This is a genomic window from Paenibacillus sp. FSL R7-0048 (genome assembly GCF_038004505.1).
Taxonomy (GTDB): domain Bacteria; phylum Bacillota; class Bacilli; order Paenibacillales; family Paenibacillaceae; genus Paenibacillus_AQ; species Paenibacillus_AQ odorifer.
Genome location: NZ_JBBORF010000001.1, coordinates 6,696,682 through 6,716,526, shown reverse-complemented (window position 1 = coordinate 6,716,526; position 19,845 = coordinate 6,696,682). Strand labels below are relative to the sequence as shown.

17 protein-coding genes are annotated in these 19,845 nt (G+C 45.5%); all 17 read left to right on the top strand.

Going from position 1 to position 19,845, the window contains the following annotated elements; all coding sequences use genetic code 11:
- Nucleotides 1-180: 180 nt before the first annotated feature.
- The 17 genes from NSQ91_RS29780 (at nucleotide 181) to argH (ending at nucleotide 19,799) form a co-directional block, all read left to right on the top strand.
- Entirely contained in the window at nucleotides 181-570 is a 390-nt protein-coding gene (locus NSQ91_RS29780) for a flagellar protein FlaG (protein WP_076303601.1), read from the top strand.
- Nucleotides 571-586: 16 nt separating this feature from the next.
- Complete coding sequence (fliD, locus tag NSQ91_RS29775) at nucleotides 587-2,116, top strand: flagellar filament capping protein FliD (RefSeq protein ID WP_081391785.1); 1,530 nt, start codon at nucleotides 587-589, stop codon at nucleotides 2,114-2,116.
- A gap of 30 nt (nucleotides 2,117-2,146) precedes the next feature.
- A complete protein-coding gene (gene fliS / locus NSQ91_RS29770; RefSeq protein ID WP_076303602.1) occupies nucleotides 2,147-2,545 on the top strand; it encodes a flagellar export chaperone FliS in 399 nt (132 codons plus the stop codon).
- Nucleotides 2,538-2,873, top strand: a complete 336-nt coding sequence (locus NSQ91_RS29765) for a flagellar protein FliT (RefSeq protein WP_076303603.1) — start codon at nucleotides 2,538-2,540, stop codon at nucleotides 2,871-2,873. The genes fliS and NSQ91_RS29765 overlap by 8 nt, the downstream gene beginning before the upstream one ends.
- A gap of 234 nt (nucleotides 2,874-3,107) precedes the next feature.
- On the top strand, nucleotides 3,108-3,305 hold the full coding sequence (locus NSQ91_RS29760; protein WP_019915069.1) for a cold shock domain-containing protein: 198 nt from the start codon (nucleotides 3,108-3,110) through the stop codon (nucleotides 3,303-3,305).
- 317 nt (nucleotides 3,306-3,622) lie between these two features.
- The gene (locus NSQ91_RS29755) at nucleotides 3,623-5,059 is read left to right on the top strand and encodes an S-layer homology domain-containing protein (protein ID WP_076303604.1); all 1,437 of its coding nucleotides are present in this window, start codon (nucleotides 3,623-3,625) and stop codon (nucleotides 5,057-5,059) included.
- 229 nt (nucleotides 5,060-5,288) lie between these two features.
- Nucleotides 5,289-5,837 carry a ribosome hibernation-promoting factor, HPF/YfiA family gene (gene hpf / locus NSQ91_RS29750; RefSeq protein WP_036678506.1) on the top strand — a complete coding sequence of 183 codons (549 nt, stop codon included), beginning with the start codon at nucleotides 5,289-5,291 and terminating at the stop codon, nucleotides 5,835-5,837.
- A gap of 269 nt (nucleotides 5,838-6,106) precedes the next feature.
- Nucleotides 6,107-8,614, top strand: a complete 2,508-nt coding sequence (secA, locus tag NSQ91_RS29745; RefSeq protein WP_036678509.1) for a preprotein translocase subunit SecA — start codon at nucleotides 6,107-6,109, stop codon at nucleotides 8,612-8,614.
- A 367-nt stretch (nucleotides 8,615-8,981) separates the two neighbouring features.
- Nucleotides 8,982-10,095, top strand: a protein-coding gene (gene prfB / locus NSQ91_RS29740) for a peptide chain release factor 2 (RefSeq protein WP_139330096.1) whose coding sequence is annotated in 2 segments (ribosomal slippage) — nucleotides 8,982-9,053 and nucleotides 9,055-10,095 — 1,113 coding nt in all. Because the reading frame shifts where the segments join, the coding sequence is not laid out codon by codon here.
- Between the two features lie 102 nt (nucleotides 10,096-10,197).
- Complete coding sequence (locus tag NSQ91_RS29735; protein WP_036678511.1) at nucleotides 10,198-11,082, top strand: YitT family protein; 885 nt, start codon at nucleotides 10,198-10,200, stop codon at nucleotides 11,080-11,082.
- Between the two features lie 177 nt (nucleotides 11,083-11,259).
- Nucleotides 11,260-12,315 (top strand): N-acetyl-gamma-glutamyl-phosphate reductase, encoded by a 1,056-nt coding sequence (gene argC, locus NSQ91_RS29730; protein ID WP_038573582.1) that lies wholly within the window; start codon nucleotides 11,260-11,262, stop codon nucleotides 12,313-12,315.
- A 20-nt stretch (nucleotides 12,316-12,335) separates the two neighbouring features.
- Nucleotides 12,336-13,568: a bifunctional ornithine acetyltransferase/N-acetylglutamate synthase gene (argJ, locus tag NSQ91_RS29725; protein WP_076282429.1), complete on the top strand. Its 1,233-nt coding sequence runs from the start codon at nucleotides 12,336-12,338 to the stop codon at nucleotides 13,566-13,568.
- A gap of 41 nt (nucleotides 13,569-13,609) precedes the next feature.
- Nucleotides 13,610-14,440 carry an acetylglutamate kinase gene (gene argB / locus NSQ91_RS29720; protein WP_076282430.1) on the top strand — a complete coding sequence of 277 codons (831 nt, stop codon included), beginning with the start codon at nucleotides 13,610-13,612 and terminating at the stop codon, nucleotides 14,438-14,440.
- A 69-nt stretch (nucleotides 14,441-14,509) separates the two neighbouring features.
- Entirely contained in the window at nucleotides 14,510-15,796 is a 1,287-nt protein-coding gene (locus NSQ91_RS29715) for an aspartate aminotransferase family protein (protein ID WP_076303605.1), read from the top strand.
- A complete protein-coding gene (gene argF, locus NSQ91_RS29710; RefSeq protein WP_076182119.1) occupies nucleotides 15,793-16,761 on the top strand; it encodes an ornithine carbamoyltransferase in 969 nt (322 codons plus the stop codon). Before NSQ91_RS29715 ends, argF begins: the two co-directional genes overlap by 4 nt.
- Before the next feature lie 292 nt (nucleotides 16,762-17,053).
- On the top strand, nucleotides 17,054-18,289 hold the full coding sequence (locus NSQ91_RS29705) for an argininosuccinate synthase (RefSeq protein WP_076123861.1): 1,236 nt from the start codon (nucleotides 17,054-17,056) through the stop codon (nucleotides 18,287-18,289).
- Nucleotides 18,290-18,383: 94 nt separating this feature from the next.
- Complete coding sequence (gene argH, locus NSQ91_RS29700; RefSeq protein ID WP_036678523.1) at nucleotides 18,384-19,799, top strand: argininosuccinate lyase; 1,416 nt, start codon at nucleotides 18,384-18,386, stop codon at nucleotides 19,797-19,799.
- Nucleotides 19,800-19,845: the final 46 nt, after the last annotated feature.

The window sequence follows — 19,845 nt, the reverse complement described above, 5'->3', positions numbered from 1 at the left end:
AGATAAAGATGTCCCTCTCTACGGAAAAAATCAATTTTTTATATTTCTATTCTATGAACTAGCGCTGAAGCCCTCTAGAGACTCTGGTCAACTATACTTTTCTTAAGTGAATCCTAAATTATCCCTAAAACTAACCGATATATAAAGTATAAATTTGAGCGTTGTTGGAGGTCGGGGTATATGAATGTACAGTTTTCCCTTTCTGCTAGTTCTATGACGGTTGGATCAAGCAGATCTGAAGTAACGTCTGGAGCTGAGCCCGAAAATATCGAAAGTAAAGCAGATCCTACTCGATATGCTAAGGAAATCAGTCAGAAAGAGAAGCAGGATAAAAACGTATCAGTTGCTGAAGAACAGCTAATTCGTACCATCGAGCGAGCAGTTAAATCTTTACAGGGCCCCCAAACCACGCTATCAATTAGCATCCACGAGAAAACGCATGACATTATGGTCAAGGTGCTCAATAAGGATACAGGAGAACTTATTCGTGAAGTTCCTCCAGAAAAGACTCTAGATTTAGTGGCTAAAATGATGGAGATTGCAGGTATACTCATAGACGAGAGAATTTAGTATAGGAGGTGCTGTTTTGGTAACAAGAGTAAATGGATTCTCAGGTATGGACATTGATAGTATGGTTAAGAGTATGATGGCTGTCAAGCGTGCTCCCTTGGATAAACTATACCAACAAAAAGAGACTTTAAATTGGACTAGAGATAGCTACCGTGAAATCAGTAGTAAGCTATATGATTTTAGAATTAATAAGTTATCAGATAAATATAATGTGTCATCTGCGTTAAACGCAAATAAATCCGTTGTTACCGGTTATACAGGTGCAGTGAAGGCTGAAGCTACAGCCGCCGCAAACAGAGTAGATATGGAAGTTGAAGTTATGAATTTGGCTACAACGACTACATTAACGACATCTGGTGTAGGAGCAAATAAGTCTAGTAAAATTACATTAGCAGAATTGGCTGCAGATGCAGATACTGACAAAGAGTATAGTTTAAACATTAATGGTGTCAATTTTACTAAAACAGATGAAGCTGGTGTAACTAAATCTTTATTCACAGGGGCCACTACGGTCGCTTCTTTTATTTCAACTGTTAATGCTGACAGTAAAGCGAATGTAATCGCTAGCTTCGATGAGGCAACAGGAAAGCTCATTATTCGCTCCAAGGCAAGCGGGGCTCCGAGTACAGATCCAGATTCAACAAGTATGAATGGTAAAATAGAACTTGGAGGCCAAAACTCTATACTGTCGCTTTTTAATGGCGGAAATGACATTGACGTTAATGATGATATAGCTATGGGTGTAGATGCTCTTGTCAGAATTAACGGTCAGGGCTTAAGTCAAAAGAGTAATACCTTCACTATAAACGGAGTGCAACTAACGTTGCTTGCAAAGACGGATGGGAATGGAACGACAAAGATCAGCAGCGAATCTGATCCAAATAAGGCACTCGAAACAATTAAAAGTTTTGTTGAAGACTATAATAGTTTATTGCAGTTATTAAATAACAAAGTTAATGAAGCTAAATACAGCGATTATGCTCCTTTGACGGATGCGCAAAAGAGTGATATGAAGGAAAGCGAAATCTTGGCCTGGACAGCAAAAGCCAAAAGTGGTCTTTTGAAAAATGATGACATTCTGAAATCTACAATAACCTCCATGCGTACGATCATCACAGAAAAATTGGGTGGTTTAAGTGCAATGGGTATCACAACAGGTACTTATTTAGAGGGAGGAAAGTTAATTCTAAATGAATCCAAGCTCAAGCAGGCGATTAATGATAATCCCCAAAGTGTTATAGATCTATTTCAAGGAGCTGCAGGTGCATCAAGTGAGGGACTATTCAGCAAATTGGGGAAACAACTAGCAACACCATTAGAAACTATCTCAAAACGCGCTGGTACTAATAAGTATACCACTGACATTAGTAGTGCCTTTAAAGAAGATAGCGTTATGGGAAAGAGACTTAAAGACTATAACACTCGGATAAGTAGCATGGTGAAAAAGTTGGATAACTATGAAACACGTTACTATAAGCAGTTCGCAGCGATGGAAACAGCAATGAACAAGCTACAGACGCAGTCTTCCAGTCTCTTCTCCAGCTAGGATAATTATAAAATATAGAGGGTGAGATTATTGATTACATCTCCATATGAGAAATACCGCCAGTCTTCTGTCCAAACCTCTACCCCTGTGCAGTTGGTCATTATGTTGTATGACGGTGCAATTCGTTTTGTAAGAACAGCGATTGACGGTCTCAGTAAACAGGACTATGAGAAGACAAGTCTTAATTTTGGCAAAGCACAATCTATAGTAAGTGAGTTAATGAGTACATTAGATTATTCATATGAGATATCTAACAACCTCTATTCACTTTATGAATATACAAATTATCTTTTAGTTGAAGCAAACATTCGTAAAAGTCCAGATAAAGCTGAAGAGGCTCTTGTTTATCTAACCGACCTTCGGGAAACTTGGCAACAAGCATCGAAGATTGCTGTGGGTCAGGGACAGGCTGATAGTGCTCATGGATGAATTAATCCGGAGTTTGGATCAACTCACCCGGGAGATCGAAGAGCGTCTACAAGAGGCCACCTATGAGGAGTTGGAAGTTTTTGTGGACGAGCGTCAGAAACTTGTCGATTCTATTGCAGAAAAAGCCGAAATTTGTCGAGCGACGCCTGCACAGAAGCAAGAAATTAATCAAATTTTGGAACATGATAATGTGATCTTAGATAGAATGAACGCTCTTCGCTTCGAAGCTCAAGATTGGCTGCAGAAGCGGAATCAGGCCAAAGCCCAACGCAACGCCTACGAGGCCGCCTACACCCCAGACAGTTTCCTTATGGATCGCAAAAAATAATTTATCAGTGTTTCACTATAGGAGTAGACGGGTATTAAATACCGTCTGCTCCTTTTTTTGATCATTGTACCGAATCTATTTCTTGTTTATGGAAAATTTAATAGTTTATTTTACGTGGTAAATTATTGAATGTAAACATTTTCTTTTCCAATTGACAATAAAGAAGTTACGGTGGTATAGTCGAATTGTGAGCAAGACTCACGTTCATCTGATGACGAAGGGAATGTTTAATCAATGGAAGGTAAAGTAAAATGGTTTAACGCAGAAAAAGGTTATGGTTTTATCGAGACTGCAGACGGTGGCGACGTATTCGTACACTTTTCCGCGATTCAAACTGATGGTTTCAAGACATTGGATGAAGGTCAATCCGTAGAATTCGATATCGTTGAAGGTGCACGTGGACCACAAGCAGCTAACGTAATCAAATTATAATCATCCGGCGAAGCCGAACTACATATAAGTAGATGGTTAGCAATTTAGACAGCGCTAGCAGGGATCTTGGAATCTTCCAAGATCCTTTTTTTGTGCGTTCATATGTGTCTAGTATAGCCAATCCTAGTAGAGAAAATAGCCTATTTTGTAAATTCATTTTATGGAAAATGTTAGAACTCTGCAAAAGGTGGGTAATAGATATACGTTGAGCTGTTTATCTTACCTCGACACACACTATGTTAGCCTAGGTTACTACATTCACGAAGAAATTCAATATAGCCTAAGCTATCAAAACAATTAGGAGGGTGATTAGCAGGATGAAGAAGATGTGGCGCGGTCTTATGACCGGAATATTAGGTACTAGTATGTTATTGGGGTCTCTCGGCAGCGTATCTGCTGCAACTGTACCTAAGGATATTCAAGGCCACTGGGCACAAGGTCAGCTGCAGGAATGGCTAGATAGAGGTTACCTTGGAGGCTACCCAGATGGAACGGTGAAACCAAACAAAGCAATTACGCGTGGTGAGTATGTGACTATGGTAAATCGCCTGTTAGGTTTTACAACTAAAGCAACAGTAACTTTCAAAGACATGAAGAGCACAAACTGGAATTACAGTGAAGTGGCTAAAGCTGTGGAAGCTGGATATATCGGAGGATACGAGGATAATACGTTCCGTCCTAATAATCCGCTTACAAGAGAAGAAGCAGCTGTAATTACTGCAAAATTACTTAAATTGAGCACCAATACAACTTCGAACAAATTTAAAGACAATGCACAAATTGCAGCATGGGCAAAAGGTGCTGTAGCAGCCGCAGTGGAAAAGAAGATTGTTAACGGTTATCCAGATGGAACCTTTGGTCCTAAGAGATCGTTAACACGTGCCGAGGCTGTAGGTATTATCAATACTTCAGCTATCTATTATCCTGGTAGTGGCACAAGTGGTGGTGTAACACCTACACCAACTCCAACGGCTACTCCGACACCAACAGCTACACCAACCCCAACTGCTGCTCCAGGTGGCAGTACTGGCGGAGGTTCTGGTGGTGGTAACGGTGGCGGCGAAAGTAGCACAGCGCCAACAGTAAGTGGGGCAACCTACGGTAATGTTGGTTCGGTCACAGCGGATGTATACCTGACACCTTCCGTAACTGGTGCAGTATACTATGTTGTAGCTCCTTACAATGCTGATGTAACTGCTCCAACTGCATTGCAGGTGGAAAAAGGACAAACTAGTAACGGGACTGCAAGTGGTATCCATGGTAGTGTTGCGACTGTAGCTAAAACAACGGTTACATTCTCTGTTTACGGATTGAATCCTGGTACAGAATATGCAACATATATCACGCTGGCGGATGCAGCTGGTAACTTGTCTACTGTAACGACAGTTCGGTTGACTACTGCTCAAGCTACTGCTAGCTCGATTTCGCTTTTTGAGCCGGGACAAGTTAGTACAGTTACAGCAGATGTATATGTTAAATATGGTGTGACAGGTGGCACTACAACCCCAGTTAGATATGTAGTATTGCCAGCAAATGATAAGGCACCTACTGCAGCGCAGATTGCTTTAGGTCAAAATGGTAGCGGTACTGCATTGGCTGCTCCATGGACTAACACGCTTACGTTTGCTCCTGGTGTAAAGCATACACAGACTTTAACTGGTTTAGCAGCAAATACTGCCTATAAGGTATATGTTATTGCAGGATCGGGTTCTCAATGGTCTCCTGTAGAAATCATTCAAATTCATACCAAATAGCCTGACCTTATGTGATTTCATTCGGAGAATATAAGAGTGGAATCCGTACTATAATAACGACAGGTTTACTTTTGGTCCGGTAGGGCGATTGGTTGCTCTCACCGGACTTGTTTTATTTGTGAACGCTATGACAACATTTGTTATCTAAATGTAAGGGCTGTAAGGAATTGCTTTTTACTTAGCGCTTACAATTTGGTATAATGAAGGTGTAACTAAAGGAGGAGTGGCCATGCAATTCACCATTCGAGGTCAACAAATTGACGTGACCGACGCTTTGAGAGAGTATGTTGATAAGAAGCTCAGCAAACTTGAGAAGTATTTCGAAGCACCCCCTACCTCTGAAGGGTCTGTGACGCTTGGCGTAGTTCGCGGCCTTCATACGGTGGAAGTAACCATTCCGCTTGCTGGCGTGACGCTTCGTGCGGAAGATCGCAGCGATGACATGTATGCTTCCATAGACGCCGTTGTGGACAAGCTGGAACGCCAAATTCGCAAACACAAAACGAAGCTGAACCGTAAGTTCCGTCAAGAGGGACTCAAGACGCTGTTTGTGGATGGAGCTAGTGCCGCTGTTGCTGTAGAAGAACAAGATTATGATGATTTAGAAGTGGTTAGGAACAAACGCTTTACGATGAAGCCGATGGATGTGGAAGAAGCGATTCTGCAAATGAACATGGTAGGACATAATTTCTTTGTGTTTTCCAATATCGACACCTCGGAAGTTAGCGTAGTTTACAAACGTGATGATGGTAAATATGGACTGATTGAACAGGGCTAAGATACAATGATGCCAGTTATGCTCTAAGTATAAAGGGCCTCGAGAGTTAGTCAGAACCTAGGAAATTTAAACCGAGCCCCTATTCGCTTATAGCGAATAGGGCTCTTGTGCGTATATATGAAAAATGTGGCTGTTACACCTTGTATTGCGGCATCTCTTACAAACTGTTACAATTTATGAAGCAGCGGAATCGAATTTATAAATGGCCCTTTCAATTTTGTGAGGATGGGCTCGGTTCCACCATCTGTGTTGCATGAAAGGGGTTAACCATGCTAGGACTTGTAAAGAAAATATTCGGAGACACAAACGATCGTGACGTTAAACGTCTCATGAAGACAGTCGATGTAATTAATGGATTGGAGCCGGAATTTGTAGCACTATCCGATGAAGCTTTAAAAGCTAAGACGGAAGAGTTCCGCGCCCGTATTGAGAAAGGCGAAACCTTGGAAGAAATTCTTCCTGAGGCGTTTGCAACCGTACGTGAAGCTTCCAAACGGACGCTTGGCATGCGGCATTTTGATGTACAGTTAATTGGTGGTATGGCCCTGCATGAAGGCCGAATCTCCGAGATGAAGACTGGTGAAGGTAAGACTCTAGTAGGAACATTGCCAGTGTACTTAAATGCTTTGCTTGGTAAAGGCGTACACGTAGTAACGGTCAATGACTATTTGGCTCAGCGCGACAGCGCACAAATGGCACAAATCTATAACTTCCTGGGCATGACGGTTGGGGTTAACCTAAGCGGTATGGACCATGCTGATAAACAAGATGCTTACGCCTGCGATATTACGTATGGCACGAACAACGAATTTGGTTTCGATTATTTGCGTGACAACATGGTGCTTTATAAAGAACAAATGGTTCAGCGCCCTCTTTATTTCTGTATTATTGATGAAGTGGACTCCATTCTTATTGATGAAGCACGTACACCTCTTATCATTTCCGGACAAGCTGAGAAGTCTACTGAATTGTACTTTGCAGCAGACCGTTTTGTGAAAAAGCTTAAAGCTGAAGAAGACTACACAGTTGATATCAAAGTGAAGTCCGTAGCCTTGACTGAAAAAGGTGTAGCTACTGCTGAACGCGCTTTTGGTATTGAGAACTTGTATGATCACAGTCATGTAACCTTGAATCACCATATCGTCCAAGCCCTGAAAGCAAACGTAATTATGCGTCGTGACGTAGACTACGTTGTTAACGAGGGTGAGGTCGTTATTGTTGATGAATTTACAGGACGTTTAATGTCAGGCCGTCGTTATAGTGACGGTTTACACCAAGCGATTGAAGCGAAGGAAGAAATCGAAGTACAGAATGAGAGCATGACGCTTGCTACGATTACTTTCCAGAACTATTTCCGTATGTACCGCAAATTGGGCGGTATGACAGGTACAGCTAAAACTGAGGAAGAAGAGTTCAAGAAGATTTATGGTCTTGAAGTTCTTCAAGTCCCTACGAATAAACCGAATCAGCGCATAGATATGCCGGATGTTGTCTACAAGAGTGAGAACGGTAAGTTCAACGCTGTAGTGGCAGAAATTGTAGAACGTCACAAAAAGAACCAACCTGTACTTGTGGGTACAGTGTCAATTGAGAATTCAGAGCTCGTATCTGAAATGCTGAAGCGCAAAGGCGTTAGACACCAAGTACTTAACGCGAAGCATCATGCTGCGGAAGCTGAAATCATTACACATGCAGGTCAGCCAGGTACAGTTACGATTGCTACCAACATGGCTGGTCGGGGAACAGATATCGTTCTAGGTGAAGGTGTGACAGATCTTGGAGGTCTGCATATCATTGGTACAGAGCGTCATGAATCGCGCCGGATTGATAACCAGCTGCGTGGTCGTGCGGGGCGTCAAGGGGACCCAGGTTCTACACAATTTTACTTGTCCCTTGGGGATGAGTTGATGAAGCGTTTTGGCGCTGACAACGTTTTGAGTATGATGGATCGCCTTGGCTTTGAGGAAGATCAGCCGATTGAGAGCCGCATGATTACGCGTGCTGTGGAATCTGCTCAGAAACGTGTTGAAGGTAATAACTTTGATATTCGTAAAGTCGTATTGCAATATGATGACGTTATGAATCAACAGCGTGAAATTATTTATAAACAACGCCGTGAGATTCTGGAGTCTGAAAATATTAAAGATATCGTACTTGAAATGATCAAGCCGGTTATTGAACGTATTGTTCACGCACACTGCAGTGACGATATTCCTGAGAACTGGGAGCTGCAAGAAGTTGCTGATTACGTAAACAGCAAGCTGCTTGAAGAAGGTGCTTTGACTCGCGATATTCTGTGGGGCAAAGAAGCAGAAGAGATCATTGAGTACATCTTCGAACGTGTACTTGAGAAATATGCTGCTCGTGAAGAACGCCTGGGTTCAGAATTGGTACGTGAATTCGAGAAGGTAATTGTGCTGCGCTCCGTGGACAGCAAGTGGATGGATCATATCGATGCGATGGATCAATTGCGTCAAGGGATTCATCTGCGTGCTTACGGTGGTACAGATCCACTTCGCGAGTATCAATTCGAAGGATTCGAAATGTTTAATACTATGACGGCTACGATTCAAGAAGAAGTAGCTACTTATATTATGAAGGCTCACATCGAGACAAATCAGGAGCGTCAATCCGTTGTAGAGGAAAATAAAATTTCCACTAACAGCGAACCTGCTGAAAAACGTCCGGTACATGTTGAGGCGGCAGCTGGTCGTAATGATCTTTGCCCTTGCGGAAGCGGCAAGAAGTACAAGAACTGCCACGGTCAAAACGCATAAGACAAACGTTTAGTAGCGCTCATATTCAGGTGTTGAAGATGTAAGTCTTTAGCCCTGATCTCTATGGGTATACTAACCATAAAGAGCGGCTGGGCCCGGGGGTATCCCCCGTTTACGGCCCAGTCGCTTTTTTTGGATATTTAGCACTTTGAGTGAATGTGGAATGGAGAGAAGGTTTGGAACTGGAGAAACGGAGTGTTCGCCTGTGTTTCGGGATTCCAGCCGCTATGCGGTTATCAATTCAAGGAATCTGGAAACAACAGCGATCGGAAGTCCAATCCTTCTCGGAATGGCTGAACATTCACTCATTACTAACTTTCCAATAACGACGACCGTAACAACCTATTTTGAAAGGTGAAGTGACCATATGATTGAAGCTAATGTAAAGCAGGATCTGCGTGAAATAGGCAAGAAACTAACTGACCTTAGGGGGTCTCTTTGACTTAGATCTTAAGCAAGAGATGATCTCGAACTTTGAAGAAAAAATGGCTGCTCCAGGCTTCTGGGATAATCCAGAGCAGGCACAGAGCGTAATCGGCGAGATGAATGCCGTGAAATCGTCCGTGGATCAATACGAGAAGCTGCAACAAGAATACGACGATGCTGCGATGATGGCGGAGCTTGCGGATGAAGAGGGCGATGAAGGTCTTGCAGCAGAGATTGGGGAGACGATCAGCAGTTTAGGCAGCAAAGTGGATGAATTCGAGCTGCAATTGCTACTTAACCAGCCGTATGACAAGCTGAATGCTATTCTTGAGCTCCATCCGGGTGCAGGCGGTACGGAATCCCAAGACTGGGGCCAGATGCTGCTGCGGATGTATACCCGTTGGGCTGAAAAACGTGGATTCAAGGTTGAGGTGTTGGACTACTTACCGGGTGATGAAGCGGGAATCAAGAGTGTCACATTACTTATTAAAGGCTTCAACGCCTACGGATATCTGAAAGCTGAAAAAGGTGTACATCGGCTAGTACGGATTTCTCCGTTTGACTCTTCGGGCAGACGGCATACCTCTTTTGTATCCTGTGATGTCGTTCCGGAAATTGCCGATGATGTAGAAGTTGAAATTCGTACTGAGGATTTGAAGATCGATACGTATCGGGCGAGCGGCGCCGGTGGACAGCATATCAATACCACAGACTCTGCGGTGCGGATTACTCACTTACCTACGGGTGTGGTGGTAACCTGTCAGAACGAACGTTCACAGATCAAAAACCGCGAACAAGCGATGAAAATGCTGCGTTCCAAGTTGTATGAGCGCAAACTGCAAGAGCAGCAGCAGCATTTGGATGAGATTCGCGGTGAGCAATCCGATATTGCTTGGGGCAGTCAGATCCGTTCCTATGTATTCCATCCGTATAACATGGTTAAGGATCACCGTACTTCCGTGGAAACGGGGAATGTGGGTTCTGTTATGGACGGAGATATTGATGTATTCATTGATGGTTACCTGCGTAGCCAGATCAAGATTGAGGCAGAATAAAAGAGAGAGTTTCGGGGGAAACGGATACCATTCATGGATTAGGATGGGATGGCCGTTTCTTCTTTCGTAGAGCAAGATGACACTTTAAGGAGAGCCTTTGAAATGCAAAAAGTCAATTCACGTAATAAACCCCCACTGATTCCTCTGAATGGGCCACTCCGACATGTGGTGGATACGATGTTAATTTTGCTCGGATCGCTAGTTACAGCGCTGGGGTTTAATCTTTTTTTTCTGCCTAATCATATTGCTTCTGGTGGTGTATCCGGTCTGTCGGTATTGGCTGAAGCTTGGTTTGGGGCTGAGCCGGCATTTACGCAATGGGCGCTTAATATTCCGTTGTTTGTACTCGGGGTAATCTTCTTGGGTAAACAATACGGAGTTCGCTCGCTCCTTGGGAGCTTTGTGTTGCCGCTCTTTATCTTGTTGACAAAAGATTTGCCTGCACCTACCACCAATCCACTCTTAGCCTCCATTTATGGCGGTATCTGTGTGGGGGTGGGGTTAGGTCTTGTGTTCCGCGGACGGGGCTCGACAGGTGGACTTACTATTTTGGCGCAGATTATTCAAAAGATATCCGGTCTCAGCTTCTCGATTTCTGTAGTGCTGCTGGACGGGACGGTCATTGTGCTGGCTGCTTTTATACTCGGTATGGAACAAGCACTGTATGCACTGATCGGTCTGTTTGTTACAGGTAAGGCCATTAATGCGATAGAGGTAGGCTTCCGTTATACAAAGGTGGCTTACATAATCTCGGACAAGACGGAAGAAATATCTGAGGCGATTTTGAATGATCTGGATCGGGGTCTGACGAAGCTGGATGCACATGGCGGTTATACTGGTGATGAGCGTACGGTGCTAATGGTTGTAGTAGGTCAGAATGAGGTTTCCAGATTAAAAGCGATTGTTCAATCGGTAGATACTAGTGCTTTTGTGATTATCACTGAGGCGCATGAGGTGCTGGGTGAAGGCTTTAAAAGAGAAGTGTAATTTCTCCGAAAGGAGAAGCTACGCTTCTCTTTTTTTGTAAATAGAATTATATTTAGGAATAAAGAAAGTTAACACTATGTGTTGTATTTATATTAATTGAGTCGTATAATAATACATATTTCTAAGACGGTATGCATTATATTATTTATTATAATTCATGATAAGCAGGAAGTGGGGATGACAGTGGAGGGCAAGCTGAGAGCGGCGATTGTTGGATCAACGGGTTATGGGGGCGTAGAGCTGATTCGGCTGCTACAAAGTCATCCTAAGGTAGAGATTACTTCGGTAATTTCCTCATCAAGCGCAGGGGATGCTATAGAGGAAGGTTTTCCGCATTTGACGGGCATCATTGATCGAAGGCTGGATGGCGTTGACCCGGCTCAAATGGCTGAGCGGGCGGATGTGGTATTTACGGCAACGCCGTCGGGTGTGAGCGCAAAGCTGGTGCCGCAGCTGCTGGAAGCTGGACTTAAGGTCGTGGATCTGTCCGGTGATTTCCGATTGAAGGATGGTGCAGAGTATGAGCACTGGTATAAACATCCCGCTCCGGCTGATGAATATCTAGAGCAGGCTGTATACGGACTTTGCGAGGTGTTTGGAGAGCGTGCGGCAGGGGTTGATTTTATATCTAATCCAGGCTGTTATCCTACAGCTACACTTCTTGGACTAATTCCTGCAATTCAGGCAGGTTGGATTAAGCACGACAGTATTATTATTGATGCGAAATCAGGAGTTACTGGAGCAGGACGCGGAACAAGCCTGATGGTACATTATGCAGAGATTAATGAGAACTTTAAAGCTTATAAAATCAATAAGCATCAACATATACCGGAAATTGAGCAGACGCTCACAGAGATTGCTGGAGAAAAGGTAACGGTAACGTTCACCACACATCTCGTGCCGATGAGCCGGGGAATTATGAGTACGATGTATGCAGGGATGACGGACAATTATACGGAACAGGATTTTGTGAATTTATACCGTGAATATTATGCGGGCCGGCCATATGTGCGGGTGCGTGATGTAGGTGTGATTCCGGCGACAAAAGAAGTTAGCGGCTCTAATTATTGTGATATCGGATTTGCAACAGATGCTCGTACAGGGCGGGTGACCATAGTCTCCGTCATTGATAATGTTGTAAAAGGTGCGGCAGGGCAGGCAATACAGAACCTTAATTTGATGATGGGATGGGAGGAAACCCTTGGCCTCGGCTACACACCTGTGTATCCATAAGGATCAGCGGTACAAATAATATGAGCGAGATTGAGTTATTTACCACCTTGGAGGGTGGAAGCATCACTTCACCTAAGGGTTTTAGGTCCGGAGGATTGCATTGTGGATTGAAAAAAACAGATCGCAACGATCTCGGAGTGATTCTGTGTGAAGTTCCGGCAACGGCTGCGGCCGTGTATACTACGAATGTTTTTCAGGCGGCCCCGCTGAAAGTGACTCGGGAAAGCCTTTCGAACGGAGTATTGCAGGCGGTTATCGTGAACAGCGGGAATGCCAATGCCTGCACAGGCGAACAAGGTGAAGCAGATGCTTATGAGATGCGCGCTGCTGCGGCTCAGCATTTAGGTGTGGCCGTTAATGATGTGGCTGTTGCTTCGACTGGAGTTATCGGTGAACTGTTGAAGATGGACTGCGTACGTACCGGAATTACTGCAATACCAGAGAAGCTGGATGGAGGAGCTATTGGCGCGGAGGAATTCTGCCAAGCTATACTTACCACTGATTTAGTTAAAAAAGAGATCGCCGTGAAGGTGCTCGTTGGCGGTGTAGAAGTTACAATTGCCGGAGCTGCAAAGGGCTCAGGGATGATCCATCCTAACATGGCTACCATGCTTGGCTTTATGACCACGGATGCTGATATTGCAGCGGAGGATTTACTTAGTCTTCTGCGTTCAGCTACGAATGTTACTTTTAATATGATTACAGTCGATGGAGATACTAGTACCAATGATATGTTAGTGTCGATGGCGAGTGGGCTTGCCGGTAATGAGAAGCTGACACGACTGCATCCGGATTGGGACGCTTTTGCTGCTGGATTCACGTATGTGTGCCAGACGCTTGCCAAAGCGATTGCTCGAGATGGCGAAGGTGCAACTCACCTGATTGAGGTTCAAGTGAATGGTGCTGTTCATGATGAGGCGGCGGCAGCGATTGCCAAAACAGTGGTTGGTTCTAGTCTAGTGAAATCTGCTATTTTTGGAGCGGATGCGAACTGGGGACGGATTATTGCTGCGGTTGGACGCGCGGGTGTTCCGGTATCTCCGGAGCGTGTGAACATTTCGTTAGGGGATATTGAGGTGCTTTTGCACTCGAAGCCAGTTGCTTTTGACGAGGAAAAGGCTTTGGCCTATTTGCAAAAAAGTGAAACTGTGCTGATCACTGTAGATCTGCATGATGGAAGCGGGAAAGCAACGGCTTGGGGCTGTGACCTAACTTACGATTATGTGCGTATTAACGCCGCATATCGCACTTAATTTATGGCGTGTTAAGCCCATAAGGGAAGGATACCGATTATATGACGCTAAATAGCGAGCTTGAACTTATAGATGCTTTAGATGGTAGTGGATTGTTTGTAATGAAATGCGGCGGCAGTACGCTTGCGGCTCTACCTGATTCTTTTTTTGAGGATTTGCGAGATTTGCAGGAGGAGGGCATTCAGCCAGTAATTGTTCATGGTGGAGGGCCAGCCATTTCCGAGAATCTAGCGAAACTGGGCATTGAAAGCAGCTTTGTGAATGGCCTGCGAGTAACCACCGAGGAAGTACTAGATGTTGTAGAGATGACGCTGGCAGGAAGTATAAACAAGGCGATTGTCCGGCGAATTCAAGGGAGCGGCGGTCTAGCTCTGGGGCTTTCGGGCATCGATGGAAATATGATTATTGCTAAACCAGTGGCGAACAGCGACGAAGTAGGTTTGGTAGGAGAAGTAACAGAAGTTAAGGCTGAGATCGTAACTGGTATTGTTGGGATGGGTTATATTCCTGTCATTGCACCTATCGGAGTAGATACAGCAGGTCAGCGCTACAATATTAACGCAGATACGGCAGCAGGGGCAGTTGCTTCCTATGTGGAGTCTCCCAAAATGATCGTCGTCACAGATGTTCCAGGCATCATGAGTACAGTGGAAGGTGAAAAGGTTGTGCTTCCCTCCGTTACTGTACAGGAAATCGAAGCCTTGATCGAAAGTGGGGAAATCTACGGTGGCATGATCCCTAAAGTGCGGGCAGCTATAGATTGCATTCAGGGCAGCGTATCAGAGGTTATCATTGTGGATGGAAAAGAACCACGGGTGCTTAGTCGAGTACTGCAAGGTGAAGCGATAGGTACACGTATTATTCGTTCGTAGAATCATAGATGAATACAAATTAGAGGCGCAGCCTGTTCACAGGAGCAGCCGATGGGAGAGTGACTTAGAATGAGCAAGCTTACACAAGCGGAGTTGGGTTCGCAAGCAGGGGCACAGCAGACCGATACAGTAGGATCAGGTACACCGGATGTTGCAACAAGCAAGCTGAGTGCAGTGTTCCCTTCTTACGCCAGATATGATCTCAGCTTAGTTAAAGGCAAGGGTACCTGGGTATGGGATGATAAAGGCAATAAGTATCTGGATTTCACCAGTGGATTGGCTGTGACCAGTCTAGGTCATGCTCCTGAAAAAGTCGGCGCTAAGCTGAAGGATCAGATTGATACGCTCTGGCATGTCTCGAATCTGTTCCATATTCCGGGACAAGATAAAGTTGCCAACCTTCTGACAGAGAATAGCTGCGCTGATCAAGTCTTTTTCTGCAATAGCGGGGCAGAAGCGAATGAGGCTGCTATTAAGCTGGCCCGCCGTTACCATCAGAAGATTAAGGGTGTCGACCGTTATGAGGTTATCACATTCGAACAATCCTTCCATGGACGTACACTGGCCACACTAACAGCTACAGGCCAGCAAAAGGTGAAAGAAGGGTTCCTGCCACTTCCAGCAGGTTTCAAGACCGTACCCTTGCATGATCTCCCAGCGTTAGAAGCTGCTATCGGAGATCATACAGCTGCTATCATGCTGGAGATGGTACTTGCAGAGGGTGGCGTGCTTGAGGTAGAACCTGAGTTCTTGAACGCTGTAGTGGCCTTGTGTAAGAACCACGGATTGCTTCTGATTGTAGATGAAGTACAGACAGGTATGGGACGTACAGGCAAGCTGTTCGCTCATCAGCATTATGGAATTGAACCGGATATTTTCACCTTGGCTAAGGGGATAGCTAGCGGGTTCCCGGCAGGTTTAATGCTTGGCAAAGGGTATTTGCGTGAAGCCTTCTCAGCGGGCAGCCATGCGTCCACCTTCGGGGGAACACCGCTAGCAACAGCTGTTATGGCAGCGACGATTGAGACGATGCTGGAAGATGAGCTTCCACAGCGCGCCGAAGATATGGGCAAGTACCTGACAGGTCTTTTGAAAGAGAAGCTGGCGGACTGTTCTTTTGTGAAGGATATCCGTGGTAAAGGGCTGTTGATCGGGATTGAATGTCAATCCCCAGTGGGCGATATTGTACTGGCTGGACAAAAGAAAGGCCTGTTGTTCGTGACAGCCGGTCCTAATGTCCTTCGTCTGCTGCCTAATCTATATGTAAGCAAAGAGGAGATCGACCAAGCGGTGGACATCCTATGCGAACTCATTCATACTTATGCTAAACAAGCAAACGGGGAGGTAAGCTCATGAGTCAGGGCGTACAGAGTAACAAGCACAACATTGCGCAGCAACTGAAAGGCCGTGATTTACTGGAGCTGAACGACTACAGCCCGGAGGAAATTACGTATCTGATTGATTCGGCGATTGAGCTGAAGAAGAAGCAGAAAAATGGCGAAGAATTTCAGCCGCTGAAGGGAAAGACGATTGGACTTATTTTTGAAAAATCCTCTACACGTACACGTGTGTCGTTTGAAGTTGGAATGTATCAGCTGGGAGGGCATGCCCTTTTCTTGAGCAAAAATGATATCCAGCTTGGACGCGGAGAAACTGTTGGAGATACAGCGCAAGTAATGTCGCGTTATCTCGATGGAATTATGATCCGTACCTTCGGTCATGACAAGGTTGAAGATCTCGCTCGTTATGCTTCTATTCCCGTAATCAACGGTCTTAGTGACCTGGCACATCCTTGCCAAGTGCTGGCCGATTATCAAACGATTTATGAGCACAAAGGAAAGCTCAAGGGCCTGAAGCTGGCTTACATCGGCGATGGCAACAATATGGCGCATTCCTTAATGATTGGCGGAGCTAAGCTGGGCGTGGACGTATCTATCGCCGGACCGGAAGGTTATGAGCCAGATGCAGCGGTTGTCGCAGAAGCTCGTGAGATCGCTAAAGAAACCGGAGCGAAGATTGTGGTCACTCGCAGCCCGCAAGAAGCTGTACAAGACGCTGACGTCATCTATACAGACGTATGGGCGAGTATGGGCTTCGAGGAGGAGCAAAAGGCACGTGAAGCGGCATTCAAGGACTATCAGGTTAATGAGGAGCTTGTAAAAGGCGCTAAGAGCGACTATCTCTTCCTGCACTGCCTGCCAGCCCACCGTGAGGAAGAGGTCAGCACAGGCGTGATTGACGGCCCTAACTCGGTGATCTTTGATCAGGCTGAGAACCGCCTGCATGCGCAAAAAGCTTTAATGGCTGCGTTGATGAGTTAAGGAATTTAAAAAATATAAAATATAAATCACTATATAAATTGAATTAATGTTGGGCGAAGTTAGACTTTGGACGATGGAGTAATGGAGCGGAATTTTTGGAACTGTAGGAGCGTAGCGTTCGCCTTTATCATCAGATTTTATCCGCACAATGCGGTTTGAAATAAAAGAAATCTGATGATAACAGCGACCGGAAGTCCAAATATTCAGTGTAATTGCGAATTATCGTCAGAGTGCTGGCAAAGGCACGTTTATTTTAATTTATATAGCCCACACGAAAGGAAGTTGCCACACCATGGCTAAAGAAAAAATTGTACTCGCCTATTCCGGCGGATTGGATACATCCGTTATTTTGAAATGGCTTAAAGAAACTTATGACGCGGAGATCATCGCCTTCACAGCCGATATCGGCCAAAAAGAAGAGCTCGACGGTTTGGAGGAAAAAGCACTCGCTACCGGCGCATCGAAAGTATACATCGACGACCTGCGCGATGAGTTCGCTAGCGATTTCATCTATCCAATGTTCCAATCTGGCGCCCTTTATGAAGGCCAATACTTGCTCGGAACTAGTATTGCTCGTCCATTGATCGCCAAGCGCATGGTAGATATCGCCATCGCTGAAGGAGCAACGGCTATCGCGCACGGCGCGACAGGCAAAGGGAACGACCAAGTCCGTTTCGAGCTTGGTGTAGCTGCATTGGCTCCGAACATTAAGGTGATTGCACCTTGGCGTCTAGAAGAGTTCCGCAATCAATTCCCAGGTCGTGCGGAAATGATCGCTTATGCGGAAGCTAATGATATTCCGGTACAAGCCTCTGCGGCGAAGCCGTATTCGATGGACCGTAACCTGCTGCACATCAGCTATGAGAGCGGCGTACTGGAAGATCCTTGGTTCGATCCAAGTGCACCAGAGAACAAAGGAATGTTCCTGCTGAGCAACGCTCCTGAGGATGCTCCGGATGAAGCGGAATATTTGGAGCTCGAATTCGTTAAGGGAGACTGTGTAGCCCTGAATGGTGAATCCTTATCCCCACTTCAAGTTATGGAGACACTGAATGAGCTAGGTGGTAAACACGGTATCGGGCGTGTGGATATGGTTGAGAACCGCTTTGTCGGCATGAAGAGCCGCGGCGTGTATGAGACTCCAGGTGGAACAATCCTGTTCGTCGCTCATCGCAAAATGGAATCCATCACGATGGACCGTGAAGTGATGAACCTGCGTGACAGCCTGATCACTCGTTACAGCACTTTGGTGTATAACGGTTTCTGGTTCGCTCCAGAGCGTATCGCACTGCAAGCTCTTGTAACACAGAGCCAACAAAATGTAACGGGTACTGTTCGTCTTAAACTGTACAAAGGCAACATCATCGGCGCTGGAGTGAAGAGCCCAGTCAGCCTGTACAATCCTGAGATTGCAACGATGGAAGCTGATCCTACACAAGCTTATGATCAAGGGGATGCCACTGGTTTTATTCACTTGAACGCATTGCGCCTTAAAGTTTCTACAGGTGTAAATGGAGCTTCTAAATAGTACGATAACATAAACTTAAACGGGCAACCCCGAAGGCCGTTCCTCCCGTCAGGATAGGAGCGGCCCTCTGGCGTCCAAGAGGAGGAAACTACAGGTGAGCAAGCTTTGGGGCGGACGGTTTACTAAAGGAACAAACAAGCTGGTAGAGGAATATACGGCTTCCATTGGCTTTGATAAGGCTTTGGCCAAAGAGGATGTGCAAGGCAGTCTGGCGCATGTCACAATGTTGGGCAAATGCGGAATCCTTCCACAAGAAGACGTGGAAACAATCAAACAAGGTCTGAACAAAGTGCTGGACAAGGTCAATGCTGGAGAGGTTGTTTTCTCAGTATCGGATGAAGACATCCATATGAATATTGAAAAACATCTGATCGAGGAAATCGGTCCAGTTGGTGGTAAGCTGCACACAGGACGTAGTCGTAACGATCAAGTGGCGACGGACATGCACCTTTATTTACGTGGACGTGTAGTTGAGCTAGTTAGTTTGCTGCATGAGCTGCAGGAAGCTTTGATCGAACAAGCAAAAGACAATGTGGAGACTATCATCCCTGGTTATACGCATTTGCAACGGGCACAGCCGATCCTGTTTGCTCATCACTTGCTGGCTTACGTATCGATGTTCCGCCGCGATGCAGAACGTCTGACGGACAGCTACAAACGGATCAACGTGCTGCCACTCGGAGCAGGAGCCCTTGCGGGAACGACCTTCCCGATTGACCGTCACTTTGTAGCGGAACAACTGGGTTTTGACAGTGTGTATGAGAACAGTCTGGATGCTGTCAGCGACCGCGATTTCATCGTGGAGTTCTTGGCGAATGCTTCCCTTATCATGACACATCTATCCAGACTCAGTGAGGAACTGGTGCTGTGGAGCAGCACGGAGTTCAGCTTTGTAGAACTGGATGATGCTTTCTGCACAGGCAGCAGCATTATGCCGCAGAAGAAGAACCCTGACGTACCAGAACTGGTACGGGGCAAAACAGGCCGCGTTTACGGCAACCTGATTGGCTTGCTGACGGTGCTGAAATCATTGCCACTGGCTTACAACAAGGATATGCAGGAAGACAAAGAAGGCATGTTCGATACGGTTACTACGCTGACTGGTGCACTGCAATTGTTCGCGCCGATGATCTCCACTATGAAGGTGAACAAAGGTCGTATGCGTGAAGCTGTGAACACGGATTTCTCGAATGCAACGGATATCGCCGACTTCTTGGTAGGCAAGGGGCTTCCTTTCCGCCAAGCGCATGAAGTAATCGGGAAAACGGTACTCTACTGTATCAATGAAGGCAAGTTCCTGTTGGATTTGACGCTGGAAGAGTTCAAGCAATTCTCACCGCTCTTCGACGAGAATATCTATGCTGTTCTTCAACCGGAAGCTGTAGTTAACGCTCGTAACGTTTATGGCGGCACAGCCACCGTTCAGGTGAAGGCTGCAATTGAACGGGCAGAGCTGGCATTGCACGAAGCTAATGAATGGGTTGTACAACACGGAGACGCTATATTGTAAACCGTATCAATATCAAATCTCGCCTCAGACCTTTATAGGTGTCAGG

Bases quoted from the DNA above. Each gene is read 5' to 3' on its own strand.
- NSQ91_RS29780 (WP_076303601.1), top strand. From the start codon at position 181: ATGAATGTACAGTTTTCCCTTTCTGCTAGTTCTATGACGGTTGGATCA.
- NSQ91_RS29755 (WP_076303604.1), top strand. From the start codon at position 3,623: ATGAAGAAGATGTGGCGCGGTCTTATGACCGGAATATTAGGTACTAGT.
- NSQ91_RS29705 (WP_076123861.1), top strand. From the start codon at position 17,054: ATGGCTAAAGAAAAAATTGTACTCGCCTATTCCGGCGGATTGGATACA.
- NSQ91_RS29715 (WP_076303605.1), top strand. From the start codon at position 14,510: ATGAGCAAGCTTACACAAGCGGAGTTGGGTTCGCAAGCAGGGGCACAG.
- NSQ91_RS29760 (WP_019915069.1), top strand. From the start codon at position 3,108: ATGGAAGGTAAAGTAAAATGGTTTAACGCAGAAAAAGGTTATGGTTTT.
- argC (WP_038573582.1), top strand. From the start codon at position 11,260: ATGACAGTGGAGGGCAAGCTGAGAGCGGCGATTGTTGGATCAACGGGT.
- argF (WP_076182119.1), top strand. From the start codon at position 15,793: ATGAGTCAGGGCGTACAGAGTAACAAGCACAACATTGCGCAGCAACTG.
- hpf (WP_036678506.1), top strand. From the start codon at position 5,289: ATGCAATTCACCATTCGAGGTCAACAAATTGACGTGACCGACGCTTTG.
- argB (WP_076282430.1), top strand. From the start codon at position 13,610: ATGACGCTAAATAGCGAGCTTGAACTTATAGATGCTTTAGATGGTAGT.
- secA (WP_036678509.1), top strand. From the start codon at position 6,107: ATGCTAGGACTTGTAAAGAAAATATTCGGAGACACAAACGATCGTGAC.
- argJ (WP_076282429.1), top strand. From the start codon at position 12,336: ATGAGCGAGATTGAGTTATTTACCACCTTGGAGGGTGGAAGCATCACT.
- NSQ91_RS29765 (WP_076303603.1), top strand. From the start codon at position 2,538: ATGGATGAATTAATCCGGAGTTTGGATCAACTCACCCGGGAGATCGAA.
- NSQ91_RS29735 (WP_036678511.1), top strand. From the start codon at position 10,198: ATGCAAAAAGTCAATTCACGTAATAAACCCCCACTGATTCCTCTGAAT.